Origin of the sequence: Nonomuraea sp. NPDC049725, assembly GCF_040674795.1 — a bacterium.
In the GTDB taxonomy this organism is placed as follows: domain Bacteria; phylum Actinomycetota; class Actinomycetes; order Streptosporangiales; family Streptosporangiaceae; genus Nonomuraea; species Nonomuraea ceibae.
Map to the genome: position 1 here is coordinate 255,646 of NZ_JBFANJ010000011.1, position 19,102 is coordinate 274,747.

17 protein-coding genes are annotated in these 19,102 nt (G+C 73.5%); 11 read left to right on the forward strand and 6 right to left on the reverse strand.

Going from position 1 to position 19,102, the window contains the following annotated elements; all coding sequences use genetic code 11:
* Positions 1-41 precede the first annotated feature (41 nt).
* Complete coding sequence (locus tag AB0J53_RS28450; RefSeq protein WP_364177909.1) at positions 42-632, forward strand: hypothetical protein; 591 nt, start codon at positions 42-44, stop codon at positions 630-632.
* Here AB0J53_RS28450 and AB0J53_RS28455 read toward each other — a convergent pair.
* The 3 genes from AB0J53_RS28455 to AB0J53_RS28465 form a co-directional block, all read right to left on the reverse strand.
* On the reverse strand, positions 622-1,962 hold the full coding sequence (locus tag AB0J53_RS28455; protein ID WP_364177912.1) for a wax ester/triacylglycerol synthase domain-containing protein: 1,341 nt from the start codon (positions 1,960-1,962) through the stop codon (positions 622-624). The genes AB0J53_RS28450 and AB0J53_RS28455 overlap by 11 nt on opposite strands.
* Positions 1,937-2,185: an acyl carrier protein gene (locus AB0J53_RS28460; RefSeq protein ID WP_219517033.1), complete on the reverse strand. Its 249-nt coding sequence runs from the start codon at positions 2,183-2,185 to the stop codon at positions 1,937-1,939. Before AB0J53_RS28460 ends, AB0J53_RS28455 begins: the two co-directional genes overlap by 26 nt.
* A gap of 85 nt (positions 2,186-2,270) precedes the next feature.
* Positions 2,271-5,750 carry an SDR family NAD(P)-dependent oxidoreductase gene (locus AB0J53_RS28465; protein WP_364177915.1) on the reverse strand — a complete coding sequence of 1,160 codons (3,480 nt, stop codon included), beginning with the start codon at positions 5,748-5,750 and terminating at the stop codon, positions 2,271-2,273.
* A 170-nt stretch (positions 5,751-5,920) separates the two neighbouring features.
* On the opposite strand from AB0J53_RS28465, the gene AB0J53_RS28470 reads away from it, so the two are divergent.
* Genes AB0J53_RS28470 through AB0J53_RS28480 form a run of 3 tightly spaced genes read left to right on the forward strand, consistent with a single transcriptional unit; the run spans position 5,921 to position 9,356 of the window.
* On the forward strand, positions 5,921-7,162 hold the full coding sequence (locus AB0J53_RS28470) for a beta-ketoacyl-[acyl-carrier-protein] synthase family protein (protein ID WP_364177918.1): 1,242 nt from the start codon (positions 5,921-5,923) through the stop codon (positions 7,160-7,162).
* Between the two features lie 12 nt (positions 7,163-7,174).
* The gene (locus AB0J53_RS28475; protein WP_364177921.1) at positions 7,175-8,500 is read left to right on the forward strand and encodes a wax ester/triacylglycerol synthase domain-containing protein; all 1,326 of its coding nucleotides are present in this window, start codon (positions 7,175-7,177) and stop codon (positions 8,498-8,500) included.
* Positions 8,501-8,540: 40 nt separating this feature from the next.
* Positions 8,541-9,356 carry an SDR family oxidoreductase gene (locus AB0J53_RS28480; RefSeq protein ID WP_364177924.1) on the forward strand — a complete coding sequence of 272 codons (816 nt, stop codon included), beginning with the start codon at positions 8,541-8,543 and terminating at the stop codon, positions 9,354-9,356.
* A 46-nt stretch (positions 9,357-9,402) separates the two neighbouring features.
* On the opposite strand, the gene AB0J53_RS28485 is transcribed toward AB0J53_RS28480, so the two are convergent.
* The gene (locus AB0J53_RS28485; protein WP_364177927.1) at positions 9,403-9,588 is read right to left on the reverse strand and encodes a hypothetical protein; all 186 of its coding nucleotides are present in this window, start codon (positions 9,586-9,588) and stop codon (positions 9,403-9,405) included.
* Between the two features lie 376 nt (positions 9,589-9,964).
* Here AB0J53_RS28485 and AB0J53_RS28490 point away from each other — a divergent pair, with 376 nt between their 5' ends.
* The 5 genes from AB0J53_RS28490 to AB0J53_RS28510 all read left to right on the forward strand — a co-directional run bounded on the left by AB0J53_RS28490 (position 9,965) and on the right by AB0J53_RS28510 (position 15,950).
* Positions 9,965-10,795, forward strand: a complete 831-nt coding sequence (locus tag AB0J53_RS28490) for a hypothetical protein (RefSeq protein WP_364177930.1) — start codon at positions 9,965-9,967, stop codon at positions 10,793-10,795.
* The gene (locus AB0J53_RS28495; protein WP_364177933.1) at positions 10,777-12,444 is read left to right on the forward strand and encodes a PQQ-binding-like beta-propeller repeat protein; all 1,668 of its coding nucleotides are present in this window, start codon (positions 10,777-10,779) and stop codon (positions 12,442-12,444) included. Before AB0J53_RS28490 ends, AB0J53_RS28495 begins: the two co-directional genes overlap by 19 nt.
* Before the next feature lie 244 nt (positions 12,445-12,688).
* The gene (locus tag AB0J53_RS28500) at positions 12,689-14,194 is read left to right on the forward strand and encodes a pyridoxal-dependent decarboxylase (RefSeq protein WP_364177936.1); all 1,506 of its coding nucleotides are present in this window, start codon (positions 12,689-12,691) and stop codon (positions 14,192-14,194) included.
* A gap of 204 nt (positions 14,195-14,398) precedes the next feature.
* Positions 14,399-15,301: an RIO1 family regulatory kinase/ATPase gene (locus AB0J53_RS28505; RefSeq protein ID WP_364177939.1), complete on the forward strand. Its 903-nt coding sequence runs from the start codon at positions 14,399-14,401 to the stop codon at positions 15,299-15,301.
* An 82-nt stretch (positions 15,302-15,383) separates the two neighbouring features.
* Positions 15,384-15,950, forward strand: coding sequence for a hypothetical protein (locus AB0J53_RS28510; RefSeq protein ID WP_364177942.1), 567 nt, complete (start codon positions 15,384-15,386; stop codon positions 15,948-15,950).
* Positions 15,951-16,048: 98 nt separating this feature from the next.
* Here AB0J53_RS28510 and AB0J53_RS28515 read toward each other — a convergent pair whose 3' ends face one another.
* Entirely contained in the window at positions 16,049-16,699 is a 651-nt protein-coding gene (locus AB0J53_RS28515) for a TetR family transcriptional regulator (protein ID WP_364177944.1), read from the reverse strand.
* A gap of 88 nt (positions 16,700-16,787) precedes the next feature.
* Between AB0J53_RS28515 and AB0J53_RS28520 the strand changes: the two genes are divergently transcribed.
* The gene (locus AB0J53_RS28520; RefSeq protein ID WP_364177947.1) at positions 16,788-17,717 is read left to right on the forward strand and encodes a zinc-binding dehydrogenase; all 930 of its coding nucleotides are present in this window, start codon (positions 16,788-16,790) and stop codon (positions 17,715-17,717) included.
* A 64-nt stretch (positions 17,718-17,781) separates the two neighbouring features.
* Here AB0J53_RS28520 and AB0J53_RS28525 read toward each other — a convergent pair whose 3' ends face one another.
* Positions 17,782-18,375, reverse strand: a complete 594-nt coding sequence (locus AB0J53_RS28525) for a TetR/AcrR family transcriptional regulator (RefSeq protein WP_364177950.1) — start codon at positions 18,373-18,375, stop codon at positions 17,782-17,784.
* A 96-nt stretch (positions 18,376-18,471) separates the two neighbouring features.
* Here AB0J53_RS28525 and AB0J53_RS28530 point away from each other — a divergent pair, with 96 nt between their 5' ends.
* Entirely contained in the window at positions 18,472-19,065 is a 594-nt protein-coding gene (locus AB0J53_RS28530) for a hypothetical protein (RefSeq protein WP_364177952.1), read from the forward strand.
* The last annotated feature ends 37 nt before the right edge of the window (positions 19,066-19,102 follow it).

The window sequence follows — 19,102 nt, forward strand, 5'->3', positions numbered from 1 at the left end:
TATTTCTGTAACTGATCAGTTACCCACTGCCAGGAGATGAGATGTTCACCCTGCCCGCCAGCGGACGGATCCGCAGCACGGCCCTCCCGGCCGCCGCCGCCGTCGTGTCCCTGCTCGCCGCCACGCCCCAGGTGGCCGCGCACACCGGCCAGAAGCTGGTGACCTGCACGGTCAGCACCACCCCCGGCCGGCCGATCACCCTCGACCCGCCCGTCAGCATGACCGTGCGCCGCATCACCGCCCGCGCCACCCTGGCGCTGACCCACTGCACCTCGCCCAACGGCGCCCACGCCCGGCTGCGCTCGGGCTGGCTGACCGCCCACGGCACCGGCCTGGGCTCGTGCACCAACGTCGACGACATCAGCGCCACCGGCCGGATCACCTGGTACGACGCCGACAAGCGGCCCGCCGGCACCTCCGTGATCAAGCCCGATCACTCCGCCATCGAGGCGGCCAGGAGCGTCAAGAGCTACAACCCCGGCGACATGCTGCTCGGCGGCAAGGTGACCAAGGGACGGCTGGCCGGGGCGTCCGTGGCGGGCAGCGCCATCCCCACCTCCGACATCACCACGTGCACCACCACCGGCATCGCCGCCGTGACCGGCACCGGCAAGATCTCCTTCATCGCCTGACGGCGGCCCCGCCCACCGGCGAGCCAGGACTGCCGCCCACGCCGACGGCGGCAGCCAGCTCCCCCACCGCCGCGTCAAGAAGCCCGGCCAGGCGCTCCGTACCGCCGAGCGAGCGCGACCAGAGGCCGGAGAACACCACCGACCCGCCGCCGTGCACGATCGCCATCACGCCGCCGCCGAAGTCCAGCGTCGGCGGCACCGCGAAACACCGGTCGACCGGCAGGCTGTCACCGGCGGCTATGGCGCTCACCACCAGCCCTCCGGCGGCGCCCCGCAACAGCAGCCGCTCCATCGCCCGGGAGCCGATCACCGCGCCCGCCCCCCAGGCCAGCAGGGGAGAACGCAGCAGGTAGCGGTCGTGGCGATACCTCGACAGCCGCTCGAAGCCGGTCTCCGCCATGACGCGGCGCAGGCGTCCCCGGGGGCACGGTTCCCCGCAGGGCAGGACGACCGGCACGCTGATGCAGCCGTTCCCCAGGCCGCCGTCGTGCAGCCGCCCGCTCAGGTTGAGCGGGAAGGAGATCGTGAGCCCCCGGCGGGCCGGCCGGCCGCGCTCCCAGTGACGCGGGTTCCACGAGCGCAGCGCGCCTGTCAGGACGGTCAGGGCCACCTGCGTGAGGCTCGCGCCGGTCTCGGCCGCGATGGCGGTCAGCGGCGCGGCGTCGCAGTGGTGGACCCGCAGCCGGGTGCCGCCGCCGGCCGTGGTGGCCGGCGGGCGCAGCCGGGCCGACCGCCCCGCCAGCCGCGCCCCGGTCGTCATCAGGCGCAGCCAGCGGCCCGCCGCCGGTTTCGCGGGCGCCCGCGAGACCGGCGTGGACAACGGCTTGCCCAGGAGAACGGCGTTGACCGTCCGCGCGGCGCCCACCCCGTCCTGGAAGCCGTGATGCACCCGGTAACACAGCACGTGCTCGTCGTCGCGATGCCCGTGGATCACCATCAGCGTCCACAGCGGCCGCCGAGGATGCAGGGGCAGCTCGCGGACGGCGTCGATCACCGCCTGCCGCACGTCCGCGCCCGGTGGCACCCGGCGGTGCGCCACGTGGTGCGCCGGGTCGAAGGCCGGGTCCGGCTCCCAGCGGGCGTGCCGCCCGGCGCCGGTCAGCCGGTAGGTGAGCACCGGGGCCCGGGCGGCCGTCTCGGCGGCCAGCCGGCACAGCTGCGGGGCGGACGGAACGGGACCCGGCAGGCGCGCCGCCAGCGCGATGTGCAGCAGCGGATCGCGGTCCGTGCCGAGCCAGGACAGGAACGCCAGGTCACCTCCGTCCAGCGGGATCGGCGCGCCGGGCCGCCGCCCCACCGGGGCGTCAGGGAGCCGGGGCCGGCTGCGCACGGTGGGCCAGCTCCGCGGCCTCGGCGAGGGTCATCGACATCCGGAAGTCGAACAGGTCGACGTGCAGCTCGTGCCGGCCGAGCGCGGTGTGCAGCTCGATCAGGGCCATGCTGTCGGCCTGGAGATCGTCGAAGGCGGTGTCCGGGGTCACGTCGGCGAGGTCGAGCGCGAAGATCTCAGCGCAGTACCGGCGGATGAGGAGCAGGATCTCTTCTTTCGGCACGGGTCGCCACCTTTCCGTTGATCTTCAGGTTTTCAGCATCTCGCGGACGCCCGCGGGCCGTGCCGTCCCGGCTCCGCGTGTCCGGTCAAGAACGGTTGTTGCCTTGGGAAGCCAGCAGCGGCCCCAACCGGGCGGCCTCGTCATCGCCGACGCGCAGCCGCCGGGCGTCGGGACTGGACACGGCGGCGACGGCCACGTCCGCCGCCATCATCCGCTCGGCCAGTGTCAGCGCCGCCTCCGACGGCATGGGCGCGAAGCCGTACGCGCTGAGCAGCGGCACCGCGCCGTGGCGGGCCACGAAGCCGGTGTCCGCGATCGTGCCCCACGCGGTGGCGTGGCCGGGAAGCCCGAGGTGGCGGCGCCGTCGGATCAGCGCCTCCACGAACACGTTGCCCGCCGCGTACGCCGCCTGCCGCGCCCCGCCGTAGGTGCCGCTGATGGAGGAGAACAGCCAGACCAGGTCCAGGTCCCGGCCTTCCAGCAGTCGATGGAGCACCAGCGCGCCGGCCATCTTGCAGCCCAGCACGTCGGCCATGTGCCGGGCGGTCAGCTGCCGCACCTCGCTCAGGGTGGGCGCCATGGCGGCGTGCACGACGCCGCGCAAGGGATGCTCGCCCGCGTCGACGCTCTTCAGCACCGCCGCCATCGCGGCCAGGTCGGTGACGTCGGCGGCGTGCACGCTCACCCGCGCCCCCAGGGCGCGGAGCCCGGCCGCGACGGCGGCGGCCTCGGGCGCCGCCTCGCCCCGGCGGGAGACCAGCGCGAGCCGGCGGGCGCCGCGCTCGGCCAACCGGCGCGCGGCGGCGGCGCCGAACCCGCCCACGCCCCCGATCACGAGATAGGCGCCCTGCGGGTCCGGGCGCAGCTCCACGGCCCGCGGCCGGGCCCGGACGGGCCCGTCCAGCGGGTCGAACGACAGCGCGACCGCCGCCGCGCGCCGCTCCGCCCACACCTCACCCACCCGGGCGGCGGGATGGACGTGGTACGGCGGCACCGGGTCCAGGCCGTCCCGTGCGGCGTCCATGACCTCGTGGAACAGCCGGGGATCGGGCGGGCCGGCGGCGTCGAGGCAGGCGTGCCGCCCGGCCGGGGCGAGCATCGCGCGCCAGCTCTCCGGCACGGCTCCGGCCAGCACGTCGGCTCCGCGCCCGCCGGTGCGGGCCAGCACCCGCGCGACCACGTCCGGATCGGCGGCGTCCACGACCTCATGGGAGCCGAGCCGGTCCAGCAGGTCCCGCTGCCCCGGATGCCGCGCGAGCGCGACGACTCGGGCGCCCTGCCGGAGAGCCAGGTGCAACGCCGCGAGGCCGGTGGCGGTGGCGTCGTGCAGCACCAGCGTGCTGCCTGCCGACAGCCCCACCGCCGCCAGCGCCCGGCGCGCCCGCATGACCGGCCCCGGCCTGACGGCGGCCTCGGCGAAGCCCATGCCGGCGGGAATCTCCCGCACCAGCCGGGCGGTGGTGCTCAGGTGGGAGCCGGGCGCGCCGCCGCCCACCCCCACGACCCGGTCGCCGACGGCGACCTCGCGCACCCCCCGCCCCACCGCCGTGATCCGGCCCGCGCACGTCCACCAGGTGTCCGGCCCGCTCCACGAGACGGCCCGAGCCTCGATGACGACCGCGCCGGGGCCGGGCGGCCGCGCCGGTTCGGCCCGTGTCCAGTACGGCGCCCGGCCCAGGTCGTCGAAGCCCAGGACGCAGGGGCCGGTTCCCGTGTCGAGGGGCTCGTACGGCATCTCCCGCACGACGAAGCGGCCCCGGCGGGTGAGCGCGACCTCGCCCTCGCCCGGCGGGGACAGCAGCTCGCGGGCCAGCCGCCGGGCGTCGGCCGCGAGGTCGCCGGTGCGGTGCAGGCTGATGCGCGGAACCCGTAGCCGGGCGTCCTCACCGGCCAGGGCGCGGGCGGCGCCCCACAGCACCGCGTCGGCGGGGACCAGCGGCTCCTCGGGCGCGGGCAGCGCGCCGCTCGGGCGGGTCACCACGGACAACGACCGTTTCAGCCCGGCGGGAAGGTCGTCGCAGGCTAGGGCGATCGCCTTGAGGACCAGCATCCGTTCGACGGCCTCGTCCAGCCGCAGGCGCGGCTCGTCGTCGCTCCCGGCGCCGTCGGTGCGCTCGGCCGCGACGAGGACGACGCCCACCGCGCCGGTGGGCGGCCCGGAGGCCAGCAGCGTCCGCCAGCGGCCGGGATCGGGCGTGCTCAGCACGGCCACGGCGCCGCCCTGTCCCGCCGCATGCCCATCGGCGGTCAGCAGGCGGGCCACCGCCTGCGCGAACGGCAGCTCACCGGCGTCCTCGGCGGCGACGATCCACCGCGTCCCGGTCGGCGGCGGCGCCGCCGCGGCCCGCGACCGGCTCCGGGGGAGTGGGCGGGCGGCCAGCGTGATCGACAGATCGTCGCGGGCGGGACCGCTGTCGTCGCCGGTCTGCACGACGCCGGTGAAGCCGCACGCGCCGAGCAGCGGCGGCCACTGCTCGCGCGTGAGCAGCAGGCTGTCGGGCCGCAGCCGGTGGTCCGCCATGGGCCAGAAGCTGTCCAGCGCGCCGAAGATGCCGATCATCAGGCGCGGGTCGTGCGTCTCGACGGCCAGGAGGTGCCCGCCGGGTGCGAGCAGGCGGCGCACCCGTTCCAGGGCGGCGCGCACATCGCGGGCGGTGTGCAGGGCGTTGGCGGTGACCACCACGTCGTACGCGTCTTCGGGGAAGCTCTGAGCGGCGGGGTCCTCGTCGAGGTCGAGCCGCCGGTAGTCGACGAAGTCGTAGCAGGCGAACCGGCGGCGGGCGGTGGCGTGGAACAGCGGCCACACGTCGGTGAAGGTGTAGCGGGTCAGGTGCGGCGGCAGCAGCGGCAGCAGCGCGGCGGTGGTGCCGCCGGTGCCCGCGCCCACCTCCAGCACGCGCAACGGCCGGTCGTCCGGCAGGGCCGCGACGATGCGGCCGAGGAGCGCCCGCGCCACCTGGTTGGCGAACCGGCTGAGCGGGGCGGTGTCGTAGAGCTGCCGCAGCAGTTCGCCGCCGCCGTCGCGGCTCAGCAGCTCGCGCGGGTCACGTTCGCCGCGCAGCACGTCAGGCAGCTCCCGGCACATCCGGCTGACCAGCAGCACCTCGGTGGAGAAGGCCGGATGGTCGCGCAGCAGGCCCCGGGCGAGCTCGCCGGGGTCGGCCGGGACGCCGAGCCGCCACCGCCCGCCGGGACACGCCCGCGCCAGGCCGTCCGCCTCCAGCATGGCCAGCGCGGTGTTGACCAGCCGGACGTGCCGGGGCAGCATCCCGGCGGCGACCAGGTCGTCCACCGTGAACGGCTCGCCCTGCCGCCCGGCCAGCGCGGCGAGCGCGGCGGCGAGGTGGTCCGCGACAGCGCGGAAGGCGCGCGGCCGGAACCGGTCATAACGCGCGTCCCGCCACGATCGGCGCACCCGGTCGAGGTCGTCGCCCGCCTCCTCCAGGATCACCCGCGGGGAGGGCAGCGGGCACGTCCCGTCCCCGCCCGCCGGGTCCGGAGCCGCACGCAACTGGGTGTGATGCCGCAGGATCGGCACCTGGTCATGATCCGATGGGCTTCGCACGCGGCTACTGTGAGTGACGGGGTGGTGGCATTCAAGGCGCAACACCGGCCCGGGGAGTCATTGCCTGTTCTGATCCACTTCTTGCCCGGACGTGGCGCGTCGCGCGCCGATCTCCCGGCCTCCGATGAGCGAGGCTGATCGGCAGGACCACCGATCAAGGGGGAGGCTCGATGACGTCGCGGGCGCGGGTAGCGGTGACGGGACTGGGCGTGCGCACCGCCGCCGGAGCCCACCCCAAACACCTGTGGGACGCGCTGATCAGCGGGCGCTCCACAGCACGGCGCATCACCTCCTTCGACACCAGCGGCCTCGGCGTCGACGTCGCCTGCCAGGTCGGCGACCTCGACACCGCGCCGTACCTGACTCCCCGGCAGGCCCGCCACCTCGACCGGGTGAGCAAGCTGGCCGTCTGCGCGGCCGCCGACGCGTTCGACGACGCCTTCGGGGCCGACGACGCCATCCGGACGCCACCGGAGCGGCGGGCCGTCGTGACCGGCATCGGGTTCTGCGGGGTCGAGACCTACGAGGACGGCATGCTCGACGTCCGCCACCCGGGGCGCGGGAACCCCGGCCCTCTCCACGTCCTGAAGATCATGAGCAACGCGTCCGCCTCGGCCATCGGCCTGCGACACCGCATCCACGGGCCCAGCATGTCCGTGACCACCGCCTGCGCCTCCGGCGCGCACGCGATCGGGGAGGCCGTGCGGCTGCTGCGCGACGGCTCCGCCGACCTCGTCGTCGCCGGCGGGGCGGAAGCCTGCGTCACCCCGACCATCCTGCAGGCGTTCGACCAGTGCCGGACCCTGTCGCGGCACACCGCCGAACCTCAGCGCGCCTGCCGGCCGTTCGACGCCGGACGCGACGGCTTCGTGCTGGCCGAAGGGGCCGCGTTCCTGATCCTGGAGACGCTCGACGGAGCCCGCGCCCGTGGCGCGCACGTGCACGCCGAGCTCGCCGGCTACGGGCGCACCAACGACGCCCACCACCTGCTCGCCCCGGCCCCCGAGGGCGAGGGCGCCTACCGGTGCATGCGCGCGGCCCTCGGCGACGCCGGGCTGTCGCCCGGCCAGGTCTCCCACGTCAACGCGCACGGGACCGGCACCCAGCTCAACGACCTGACCGAGGCGCAGGCCATCACCCGCCTGTTCGGGCCGCACGGGGTGCCGGTCACCGCCGTCAAGGCGGTGACCGGCCACGCGCTCGGAGCGGCGGGCGCCATCGAAGCGGTCGCCGCCGTGCTGACGCTCGCCCACGGGACCGTCCCGCCGACGGCCAACCTCGGCACGCCCGACCCGCGCTGCGAGGTCGACGTGGTGCGCGAGGCCCGGCCGCTGCCGGCGGGAGCGGTGCTGTCGAACTCGTTCGGGTTCGGCGGCCACAACGCCTCCTTGATCATCGCTCCCGTGACCTGAGGACACAGCACCATGCCCACGACCGCAGATCAGCCCACGACCGCCGCACGGACCACGGCGGTGCCGCTGACGGTCAACGACCGCTTCCTGCTTCGGCTGGCCCACGAGGCGGACCCGGCCAGGGACGCCGACCTGCACCTGGGCGTCGCCGTGCGCCTCCCGGGACCGCCGCCCTCCGGCCACCGCTTGCACCGCCTGATCGGCGACGCCGCCGTCCGGGCCCGCGCGCTGACCTACCGGCTGACGGGAACGGGCCGGCGGGTGCGCTGGGAGCCCGACCCCGCGTTCGACCCCGCCCATCACGTACGGCACCACCACGCCGCGCCCGGCCAGGACCCGTGCCAGGCGGTCGGCCAGGCGTTGCGCGAGCACCCCCTGCCCCGGTCCAGGCCGCTGTGGAGCCTCGTGGTCGTCGAGGGTCACGCCGCCGACGAGCACCTGCTGTGCTACCGGGCCCACCACGTCTTCCAGGACGGGCTCTCCGTCGCCCGCACGATCAGCGCGCTCGCCCTGGGCCGCACGCTGCCCCCGCCCGCCGCCGCCCCGGGCGGCGGACGCGGGCGCCCCGGCGGCGCCGCCATCCGCCAGGCCATCGGTGACATCGCCCGCTTCGCCTCCGCCACCGAGCCCTGGCATCCGCCGGCGACGGACGCCCCCGCCACCCGGCACCTCGGCTCCGTCAGCCTCGACGCCGGCGCGTTCCGCGACATCGCCCGCTCGACAGGGACCAGCTTCGCCCAGATCGCCGCGGCGCTCCTGGCCGGCGTCGTCAAGGAGTGGACGGAGGCCGGTCCCGCCCCGGCCGGCCCGCTCCCGCCCGAGCCGCGCCGCCCCCTCGGGCAGCCGGTGCTCTCCTTCCCGATCGGGCGGCGCGATCGCCGCCACGACGACGGCCTGGGCAACCACGCCGTCCTCATGCCCATCCGGCTGCCGAGCGCCGAACCCACCCCCCGTACCCGCCTGCGAGCCGTCGCCGAGCAGACCGGTCTGGCCGAACTGGCCCGACACCGGCGCGGCCCGCACGCCTCCGCGATGTCCGCCACCTTCAGCCACGTACTGGCCCGCCTGGCCGCTTCCGCCGCGCGCCGCCCGCTGCGTGACAGCCTCGGCCTGACGCTCCTCCACGGCGCCACCGCGCTCCCGCCTGCCCACGAGATCTTCGCCGTGCCCTCGCTGCTGCCCGGCGCGGGAGGTCAGGTCGCCGTCCTGCCCGGCCGGCGGACGGTCTCGTTCTCGTACGCCTTCGACGCCCGCCTGCCCGGCCTCGGCCACCTGCCCGCGCTGGTGCGCCAGGCCCTGGCCGACCTGCACGCCGACGTCGTCCCCTCCCGCCCCTGACACGACCGACCACGCCGATCACCGATCAAGGAGAACGCGTATGGAGCTGTCCGGGACGACCGCCCTGATCACCGGAGCCAGCGGCGGCCTCGGCCAGGCCATCGCCCACGCGCTGGCCCGCCACGGCGTCCGCGTGATCCTCACCGGCCGCGACACCGCCGTCCTGACAGCCCTGGCCGACCGGCTGGGCGGGCGCGCCATCGCCGCCGACCTCACCGACCACGACAGCCTCACCGCCCTGATGCGGCAGGCCGGTCCCGTCGACATCCTCGTGGCCAACGCCGGCGTCATCGCCCCCGCCGCGATCACCGACCACACCACCGGCGACATCGACACCTACCTGGCGCTCAACCTGCGCGCCCCCATCGTCATGGCGCGCACGGCCGCCGAGCACATGATCGCCAACGGGCGCGGGCACATCGTCCTCATGAGCTCGCTCGGCGGCAAGATCTCACACGCCCGGTGCGCCCTCTACAACGCCACCAAGTACGGGCTGCGCGGGTTCGGGCACGCGGCCCGGGCCGATCTGGCGCCGCACGGCGTCGGCGTCTCGGTCATCTGCCCCGGACTGATCAGGAACGCCGGCATGCTCACCCGCGCACCGGCGCCCCTGCCCTCCTGGATCGCCGCGATCGGCACGCGGACGCCGCAGCAGGTGGCGCGGGCCGTCTGCCGCGCCATCCGCACCAACGCCGCCGAGGCCGACGTGGCGCCCCTGCTGATCCGCCTGGTGGCGCACCTGGGCGGCCTGTCCCCGGCACTCGGCGCCCACCTGCAGCGCCTCGGCCGGGCCGACTCCTACGCCGACACCGTCGCGAGAAGCCTGGCCGCCACCGGCGCCCCGCGATTCCTCTGAACGGCCGACGAGGCTCGCGTCCGTGTCACGGCCGGTGAGCTACGGGTCAGGTCAGGGTGTCTTCGACCTTGATCTGGCCGTTCTGGACGACCCATTTCTGGTTGGGGTGGTTGAGGCAGGTCCAGAGGCGGACGTCGGTGTTGTCGGCCCGGCTGTTGGTGGCGTCAAGGCACACCTGGCGGGGCGCGGCCGAGGCGGCCGGGGCGGTGGTGACGGTGAAGGCCAGGGCCACCGTGGCGACCGCGGACGTGGCCAGCAGGCGGGCGACGGGACTGATATGCCGGAGCGGTGACGCCTACCTGTCCGCCCACGTCCCGTCATCCGGCCGAGCCGCACGTACGAACCAGAGCTGTGACATATCACGGAGAAAGCCGCTTATGGGATCTGATGATGCAAGAAGCGCAGATGCAGAGCCTGATCGACACATTGGCGACGCATGAGACCACATCGCAGGCCGAAGACCACGACGCCCGGAACGGGGACGACTCTCGGAATTGACAGCTCCGATGCCCCGCGACGCCGAATGGTGTGCGGGATCGGCCGCCAGAACCGTTGCCGGCGCGTTACCTTGTCCGCACAGACAGCCGACCCGCGAGGAGGCCGTTCTCGTGCCGGAGAGCGACGACAAGGGGCCGGGGAAACTCGCCAAGGTGATGCTGTGGATCGGCGCGCTGCTCACGGCGGTCGTCACCGCCTGGCTGACCGACGCGTTCAGTCTCGTCCTGCGGCCGGCCGACCTGGTGAGCGCGGCCAGGCCACCGCTGCTGGTCACCGTCCTGCCCGGCACCGGTGACGAACAGGACCTGGCCGTCGCCTCCCGGCCCACCGCGCCCCGTGACCGCGCGGTCTTCCTGAGCGGGCGCTTCGGCGACCGGGCGTTCGACGACGTGGTGGCCACCCTGAAGGGCGCGTGGGTGGGGGAGAAGGAGATGCGGGTGGTCTTCGAGTCCCAGCGTGACCTCGTCCGCGTCACCGACGTGCGGGTCAAGGAGGTCGCCCCCAGGCAGCCGATCGTCACCGGCGCCTTCGTCGAGCACCCACGGCAGGGCGGGCCGGAGAACCCGCAGCTCACCGTCTCCCTCGACGCGCGGGACGCGTTCTTCACCCAGGCGGGCAAACCCGGCCGCCCCTACTTCGGACCCCACAGCCTGTCCCTGAAACGAGGCGACCAGGCCGAGCTCGGCCTGGAGATCAGGGCGCGGAAACACAGCCACACCTTCGTGCTGGAGGTCGAGTACGTCGCGGCGGGGACCGGGAAGGCGGAGACCATCACCGTGAAGGACCCCGCCGGCCGGCCCTTCCGGGTCACCGGCGCTCCCACGGCCTACACCGCCTACAGGACGGTCTACCGCAACACCGGCGCCGGGCTGAAGGTCGTCACCGGGCGGGCGGCCTGCCGCCTCTTCCTGCCGGGGCGGGCATGCACGTCCGCGCGCTGATCGCCGTCCTGCTCGTCCTCGCCTGCGCCGCCGGGAGCGGGAACGCCCGGCAGGCGCGTCCCGCGTTCACCGCCGCCTGGAGCGCCGACCTGGGCGAGATCGGTGTGCACGGCATCAGTCTCGACGTGCCTGTGGGCACGGTCGGCGGCCGGCCCCTGGTGGCGCTGCCGTCGACGCGGCCGGCCGCGATCCGGGTCCACGACGCGGAGACCGGCGCGATCCTGAGGACCTTTCCGCTCGCCCGGCCGTACCACCCGCTGGACGACCACATGGGCTTCGTCGGAGAACTGCTCGCGGTGAGCATCTCCGAGGGGGCCGCGGAGAGGGTCACGGTCGTCGACCCGGTCACCGGCCGGACGCGGTGGACGCGGCTGCTCCCGTCCGCGGACGCGCCGATCCTCGACTACCTGACCAGGACGGCCATCACCCCCACCGGCATCGTGTGGGCGTCGGGCGCCGGCCTGCACGGGCTCGACCCGGCCTCCGGCCGCGACATGTGGGCGGCGCCGTGGCCCGACGGGTGCCCCCACTTCCGCCTGCTCGAATCCGAGGTCGCCGTCCTCGTCCAGGACTGCCGAGGCCGGTCGCCGGCCCTGCACGGTGTCGACCCGCGCGCCGGACGGCTCACCTGGACCCGTCGCATCCGGGACTCGGGTGAGGAGCTCGTACAGATCAAGGTCTCCTCCACCCGCCTGATCATCGCGCGGGAGCCCGGGCACGTCACCGTCCTGGACGCGGACGGCCGGCTGGTGGCTCGGTCGCCGATCACGTTCCCGGAGGTTGGGGGGCCGACCGTGATCCACGACGCCGAGCTGACCCTGCTGGTCCGCAGTGTGAACGGCCGCCGGGAGACGACCGCGACGCGCACCCGCGACGGGCGGGTGCTCTGGCGCCGGTCGCTCAGGCCGCGCACGTCGCCGGGCACCGCCGAGGGATACCTGGGGAACGCCGACCACCTGACGGCCACTCACGCGATGGGCGCCACGACCACCGAGCTCACCCCCCGCATGATCGAGGTCGTCTCGCGGGCGGACGGCGCCCGTGACGTGCTGCCCCTGCCCGTGAGCGAGCGCGCGAGCAGGATCGTCGGCAGCACCTCGCGCGACCTGCTGGTGTTCGAGAAGCACCCCGGCGGCGACCGGGTCACGGCCTACACCTTCCGCGACGGGCGGGGCGCCTCCTCGCCGCTGGCGGTGCCGCCGGAGCGTTGGCCTGACGCGTGCGCGCTGCTCGACCCTGCGGTGCTGCCCGGGTACATGCCGGTTCCGGGCACCGTGGAGCACCTGGGGGTCCGCTGGCCCAAGCCGAACGTGTGCGAGTTCCTCCCACCCGACGACGCGGGGGCGGTGGTGCGGGTGGCGGTCTCCTGGGTCGCTGCGACGGACGCGGACGCGACCCGGCTGGCCCGTACGACCCTCGCCGCGGATCCGGACGCCCAGCGGCTGGGGGAGGGGGCGTACCTGAGGTCCAGCACCGGCAACGACGACCTGCGTACGTTCGCGTGGGTCACCGGCGGGCGAGCGCTGGTGGACGTCCGGGCCGCGGGTGACCCGGCGCTGACCCGCCGCGCCGCCCTCGCCGTGGCTTCCTGCCTGAACGCGGTCGGCCCAGGCAGAGCTGGTTGCCCTCCGGGGCGCCCATCACGATGAGCCTGCCCCTCACCGGCCGGACGGGTCACCTTGTTCCCCTATACGCTGCGCCTGCAATCCCAGCGAGCATGCCCAGGACTTCTTCTTTCCAGACGTTCGCATCCTGGCGTGGTCTCGGTTGCGGTGCAGGTGGCTTGATGTTCACGGTTTATGGCCCGTTCACCGCTGGCGGAGGCGCGACGGGGCTCCGATCCTGGTGGGACCCACGATGCCGTGGTGAAGGGCCATGTGAAAGAGGAGCAGGATGTCGAACGACCCGCTGGTTGAGACCGGCCTGGACGAGCTGACCCCGGTGGGGGCCGACCTGGACGGCGCCGGCCCGTACGATCTCGGCGTCGACGCGGGCGGTCGGCTGCTGGCGGAGACCGCTGCACTGGTGGCGGGGCACACCGGGGAGGTCGTGCACGGCCCGGTGGCACCGGCGAGCGTCGGCACCGAGCGCATCCGTGACTGGCTGGCCGGCTTCGACTTCGCCGAGGCCAAGCCCGCCGACGCGGTGCTCGGCTCGGTCATGTCGGCGCTGCGGAAGTGGACCGTGCACACCACTCACCCGCGCTACTTCGGCCTGTTCAACCCGTCGCCCACCTGGTGGGGCATGGCCGGGGACCTGATCGTCGCGGGGGTGAACCCGCAGCTCGCCGCCTACAGCCACGCGCCCGCCGCGACCGAGATGGAGCGGCACGTGCTGCGCCTCCTGGCGAACGGCCTGGGCATGCCCTCGGACACCGACGGGAGCTTCACCGTCGGCGGGGCCGAGGCGAACCTCACGGCCGTCATCGTCGCGCTCACCCGCCGTTTCCCCGAGTACGGCAGCGCAGGGCTGCTCGGTCTGCCCGGCCGGCCGGTGTTCTACGCCTCGGCGGAGAGCCACCTGGCGTGGCTCAAGATCGCGCACATGACCGGGCTGGGCCGCGACGCCGTCCGCCTGGTGCCGGTGGACGCCGCCCTCAGGATCGACCTCGACCGGCTGCGCGAGGCGTACGCGGCGGACGTGGCCGGCGGCAGGATCCCCTTCATGATCGTCGGAACGGCGGGCACGACCGGGGCGGGAGTGCTGGACCCCTTGGCCCCGCTCGCCGACCTGGCCGCGGAATGGGGCCTGCACCTCCACGTGGACGCGGCGTGGGGCGGCGCCGCCGCGCTGTCCGACCGGCTGCGGCCCCTGCTGGCCGGCATCGAACGGGCCGACAGCGTCACCGTCGACGCGCACAAATGGCTGTCCGCCCCGATGGGCGCCGGGGTCTTCCTCACCCGCCATCCGGCGGCGCTGGCCGCGAGCTTCCAGTGCAGCACCGGCTACATGCCGGCCGAGGTCGACGGCACCCACGACCCGTACACCACCAGCGTGCAGTGGTCGCGGCGGTTCATCGGGCTGAAGGTGTTCCTGCACCTGGCCGTGGCCGGGCTGCCCGCCGTCGCCGAGCAACTGGAGCGTGACGTACGGCTCGGTGACCTGCTCGCGCGGCGCCTGGCCGAGCGCGGCTGGCAGCGGATCAACCAGACCCCGCTCCCGCTGGTCTGCGTGGTGGACCCCGAGGCGGACGCGGCGGGGGAGGAGCGGAGCGGCAGATGGCACGCGGAGGTGGCCGGTCACGTGGTGCGCGGCGGCCAGGCGTGGGTGAGCCCGGTCCGGCTCGACGGCCGCAGCGCGATCAGGCTCTGCGTGACCAGCTACCGCACCACCGCGTCGGACCTCGACCGCGTCGTGGCCGCCCTCGACGCGGCCCGCGCCGCGACGAGCCTCACGTAGCCGCCTGTCGTACGAGGTCCGGCCCGTTGCCGGTGTGAGATCCCAGCTCCGGTAAATACGTTGCGGGGCCGGAACTCGGAGGGGCATGCTGGGTCGATCGAGCGGCGGAGAGCGCTGCCTGGACTAAGGAGGGCTGACGGATGGCCATCACTGCGCTGCGGCATGTCCGCATCAGTCCCACCTCTTCGTTCAGGAGCACACCCGTTGTCTTCCGAGTACGAGGCCTCTGACCTCTACTTCTCCAAATCCGCCCGCGACGGGTCCCAGCCGGATCCGGCCACAGCCTTCGCCTTCACGTTCCATGCCGTCGACGAGGAACTGGGGCCGGACCAGCGGTGGTCCACCTGGCTGGAGGTCGAGCGCGGCTCTCGCGGCCCCGAACCACGCCCCTCGTGGGTCGTGACGGACCAGGCCGCGATCGACACCGAGCTCGGCATCCTCAAGACCGGCAAGGAAGCCGACGTCTTCCTGCTCGAACGGGCCGTCGAAGCCATCGGCGACAACCCGGCGAAGTCCTCGCTGCTGGCCGCGAAACGGTACCGCACCGACGAGCACCGGGCCTTCCACCGCAGTACGTCGTACGTCGAAGGCCGCCGCACCCGCAACAGCCGCGACGGCCGGGCGATGGCGAAGAAGACCACGCACGGCCGCGGCGTCGCGGCCGGCCAGTGGGCGTACGCCGAATGGGACGCCCTCAACCGCTTGTGGAAGGCCGGCGTCCCGGTGCCGTATCCCGTGCAGGTGGACGGCACCGAGCTGCTGATGGAGTTCATCGACGACGGCGAGGGCGGTGCCGCGCCCCGGCTGGCCCATGTCCGGCCGTCGAAGGAGCTGCTCGGCGTGTATTTCGAGCAGCTCCGCAACGGCATGCGTGAACTGGCCCGCGCGGGCCTCGCGCACGGCGACCTTTCGCCGTACAACGTCCTCGCGCAGGCCGAGCGGATCGTGCTGATCGACCTGCCCCAGGTCGTCGACATCGTCGGCAACCCGAAGGGCATGGACTTCCTGATGCGCGACTGCCACAACATGGCCACCTGGTTCACCGGCCGCGGGCTCGAGGTCGACGAACAGGAGCTGTTCGCCGACCTGCTCACGATGGTGTTCTGATCGCCTTCTGCACGACGGGCCTCAGCAAAATCTACAATGTAAAGGGATCGGGTAGGTGGCCAAACCATGACAAAGTCACAAGATGACCACAACCCCACTCATCAAAAGCGTCTGGGTATTTCACCGAACGGGTCAGCGGTGCCCTGGCCGCCGGATCGGAGAGGTCGCCGCCTACGACGTCCCCCTCTTGCCCGAGTACCAGGTGGCAGGACGACCGACCATTGATCGCAGCTTCCTGTTGCTCGATCACGGTATTCAGTTGACCAGGCCCGTCGCGTTCGAGGGCCCGGTCGAGGGTTGGTGGTACGTCGACCTGGTCGAGGTGGAACTGACCGAGGCGGGGCTTGTCGTCCACGACCTCTACGTTGACTTTTTGGTGCCACCCGGTGCTGATCGTTACTACATTCTGGACCTCGACCAGCTTGCTGATGCCCTCCATCAAAACCAGATTACGGCCGGTCAGTGCGCCACGGTCCTCAGCAGAACGCAACGCTTCATCGACCGGCACCTGCGTGCGAACGAGGAAGCCTCCGTCGATCCTCCGCAGCAGTTTCCGCCAGCCGACATCGCCGTGCTTGAATCGCTTCCTTGCTTCTTCGAATCATTCGTCCCGAATCAATCCTCAAGGGACGCACTTCTCGACGGCTGAGGAGCGAGTACTGAGGGCAGCGCTCCGGTGTAGATCTACGGGTGCCGGCGGAGTCCCTGGTCCGTCCGCGCGCGCGTGACCTTCTGCGCGCAGCTCGTTCAGGCCGTGGTGAAGGTGAGTGCGCCGGGGAGGACCGCGAAGACCGATCGCAGTTCGGCCGCGAGCGCCGCGTGGGTGGGGGTGCCGGGTTTGGCTGTCCAGGCCCGCAGGGCGGCGTGGAAGGACGCGACCACCAGGTCCAGGGCCAGCCTCGGCCGTGGGTCGGCAGGGTTCAGGCCCAGTTTGCGCTGCAAGGTCGCCTCGACGGCGGCGCTGGTGCGGTCGCAGTACTGGAGCCCGTACGCGGTGATCGACGGCGTGCGCTCGGCCAGGTCCCGGCTCTGACGTACGCGGGTCACCCAGGCGCCGCCGTCGTCGAGGCGTTCGAGCGCCGCGAGCAACGCCTCCTGCAGCATCTCCAGGACGGGCGCGTGGCCGAAGGACAGGCGCTCGACGTCGTCCCGCAGGCCGTCCCACAGCGCCTCCAGCGGGGCGGAGGCGACCTGTTCCTTGCTGGCGAAGTTCCGGAAGAAGGTGCGTTTGGAGACCTCGACGGCGTCGCACAGTTCGTCGAGGGTCACGCCGTCGAAGCCCCGCTCGGTGAAGAGGGCGAGGGCCGTGTCGACGAGCGCGGTTCTGGTCCGGAGCTTCTTGCGTTCCCGCAGGGAGAGCGTTTCCGGCGCGGAGAGGGAGGCGGTGTCGGCGGTCATCGTTCAAGTGTAATGGGAGCGCGAACGCCCTCGATAGGCTTATGCTCCTGAGTAGCACTTTGAGTTGATGTCTCATGAAGGGATCGCCATGCGCGCTCTGATCGTCGATCGTTCCGCCCCCGGTGGCCTGCGGGTGGGGGAAGTGCCCGAGCCTGTGCCCGCCGCGAACCAGGCGTTGGTCCGGGTCACGGCCACCTCGTTCAACTACGGCGAGGTCAGTCACGGCATCGAGGCAGCCGCCGAGGGGACGGTGCTCGGCTGGGACGCCGCCGGAGTCGTCGTCCGGGCGGCGGCGGACGGGTCGGGCCCGGCCGTGGGGACCCCCGTCGTGACCCTCGACGAGGGTGGCGGCTGGGCCGAGGTCCGCGCCGTGCGTACCGACTGGATCGGCGTGGCGCCCGAGCGCGCGGAGCCGGGCGCGCTGAGCACCATCCCGGTCGCGGCCGGCACCGCGCTGCGCGCGCTCCACCGGACCGGGCCCCTCCTGGGGCGCAGGATCCTCGTCACCGGCGCCACCGGTGGAGTCGGCCGCTACGCCGTCCAGCTCGCCCGGCTCGGCGGCGCGCACGTGATCGCCTCCACCGGCGACCCCGCCAGGCACGGCGAGGCGCTGCGCGCTCTGGGCGCGCACGAGGTGGTGGCCGGTCCGGCCCAGGCCGGCGGCGGGCTCGACGGCGTGCTCGACATGGTGGGCGGGGCGCAACTCGTGGAGGCGTTCGATCAGCTCGGTGAGGGGGGCACGCTGGTGGCGGTCGGGCACTCCGCGGGTGAGGGTGAGAACTTCCCGTTCGGCGCCCTGTTCAGCGGGCCGGGCCGGGACGATCGCTCGATCGTCACGTTCATGCTGCTGTTCTGCGACGGGCTGGACAGGGATCTGACCTGGCTGGCCCAGCAGGTCGCGGACGGAGTGCTGAGCCCCGAGATCACGTGGCGCGGCGGCTGGAACGACGCGTCCGAGGCGGTGGGGGCTCTCCTGGAGCGCCGGCTGCACGGCAAGGCGGTGCTCGACCTCACCTGACGGCCCTGCCGTCCCCTTGAACGGCGGTGTGACATCCGGCGCATCACGGCTGCGGCTTCCCTGGTCAGGCTCCCGGCCGACTGAGGATCAGGTCGGCGGTGGCGGCCAGCCGGTCCGCGCGTTCGCCCGGCAGTGCGCCGCCCCCTGAGACGTATGCGGTGTACGCCTCGAACTGCGCGGTGCCGCACAGGGTGAGGGCGAGCGTGTACGGCTCGACGCCATGCGGCAGCTCGCCGGCCTTCTGGCATTCGGTCAGGTAGTGGGCCACCTGGTCGAGCGCCAGGTGGGGGCCGGTGCCGTTCTCGCGGTTGGTGGCCTGGTAGGCGGCGAACAGCTCCTGGTCGGCGGCGGCCCCGGCCACCAGCGGTAGCGACGCCGCGTAGAAGGCGATGCCGCGCTCCAGCAGATCGATGATCACGGTGCGCATCGGCCGCTGCCCTGGCGGGGTGGCGGCCGCCTGCCAGGCCCGCAGTTCCGGCAGTTCCTGTGACAGCAGTGCGATCAGCAGGCCGATCTTGCCGCCGAAGTTCTTGGTGATGCTGCCCTCGGCAGCGTCCGCGGCGTGGGCGATCTCGCGGGTGGTGAGCCTGGCCAGGCCGCGTTCGCGCAGGAGCCGGGTGGCGGCGTCGAGGATGCGCTGTCGTGCGGGTGGAGCCATGGGGGATTTCTCCAGGTTGACAAGTGTGGTGAGTGCGCACCACAGTACTGGAGACGAAATGAGGTGCGTGCGCACCTCACTATTGTTGGAGAGCCTGTGAGTGTTTCCCCCCTCGTCAGCGCCGCCGTGCGCCCGCCGCGCGTGCTCGGATACTCGCTGATCCTGGGCCTGGTCTTCGCCGCGGCCTGGCTCGGCTTCACCGCGGTCAGGGCCCGGGACGGGCGCATGCCGATCACCGACTGGCTGGATCCGATGCTCGCCGGCACGACTCTGCTGGTCATGCTGGGGGCGATGGCGGCCCTGATCGCCCTGTGGCCGCAGCTGCCCGCCACCCGGCTGCGCACCGCGGTCGTCGCTCTGCTGATCGTCTCCGAGTGGGTCTACCTGGCCGGGGAGATCCTGTCCAACACCCTCACCGTTGGCGAACCGCCGTCCGACGTCGGCGGCCTGCTGGAGATCGCCGCCGGAGCCGCTGCCGCGGTGGCCCTGGTCATGGCTGCCGTCGCGCTGTCGGGACCGGCCTGGCGCCAGAACCGTCCGGCGGCCGCGGCCGTCACCCTCGCCGCCGTGCTCCTCGCCCTCGGCATGACCTGGTGGTTCACCCACCCGATCGACCAGAGCGCCCCGGGGACGCCGTCGTGCGTCCCCGGGAACGCCCTCTACAACGCCTTCCACCGGGCGAGCTGCTGATCACCGGGTAGGTCGCCCAGCTCGACGGAGCTCTTGA

Bases quoted from the DNA above. Each gene is read 5' to 3' on its own strand.
- AB0J53_RS28495 (WP_364177933.1), top strand. From the start codon at position 10,777: ATGCACGTCCGCGCGCTGATCGCCGTCCTGCTCGTCCTCGCCTGCGCC.
- AB0J53_RS28520 (WP_364177947.1), top strand. From the start codon at position 16,788: ATGCGCGCTCTGATCGTCGATCGTTCCGCCCCCGGTGGCCTGCGGGTG.
- AB0J53_RS28515 (WP_364177944.1), bottom strand. From the start codon at position 16,699: ATGACCGCCGACACCGCCTCCCTCTCCGCGCCGGAAACGCTCTCCCTG.
- AB0J53_RS28510 (WP_364177942.1), top strand. From the start codon at position 15,384: ATGACCACAACCCCACTCATCAAAAGCGTCTGGGTATTTCACCGAACG.
- AB0J53_RS28450 (WP_364177909.1), top strand. From the start codon at position 42: ATGTTCACCCTGCCCGCCAGCGGACGGATCCGCAGCACGGCCCTCCCG.
- AB0J53_RS28475 (WP_364177921.1), top strand. From the start codon at position 7,175: ATGCCCACGACCGCAGATCAGCCCACGACCGCCGCACGGACCACGGCG.
- AB0J53_RS28525 (WP_364177950.1), bottom strand. From the start codon at position 18,375: ATGGCTCCACCCGCACGACAGCGCATCCTCGACGCCGCCACCCGGCTC.
- AB0J53_RS28470 (WP_364177918.1), top strand. From the start codon at position 5,921: ATGACGTCGCGGGCGCGGGTAGCGGTGACGGGACTGGGCGTGCGCACC.
- AB0J53_RS28480 (WP_364177924.1), top strand. From the start codon at position 8,541: ATGGAGCTGTCCGGGACGACCGCCCTGATCACCGGAGCCAGCGGCGGC.
- AB0J53_RS28500 (WP_364177936.1), top strand. From the start codon at position 12,689: ATGTCGAACGACCCGCTGGTTGAGACCGGCCTGGACGAGCTGACCCCG.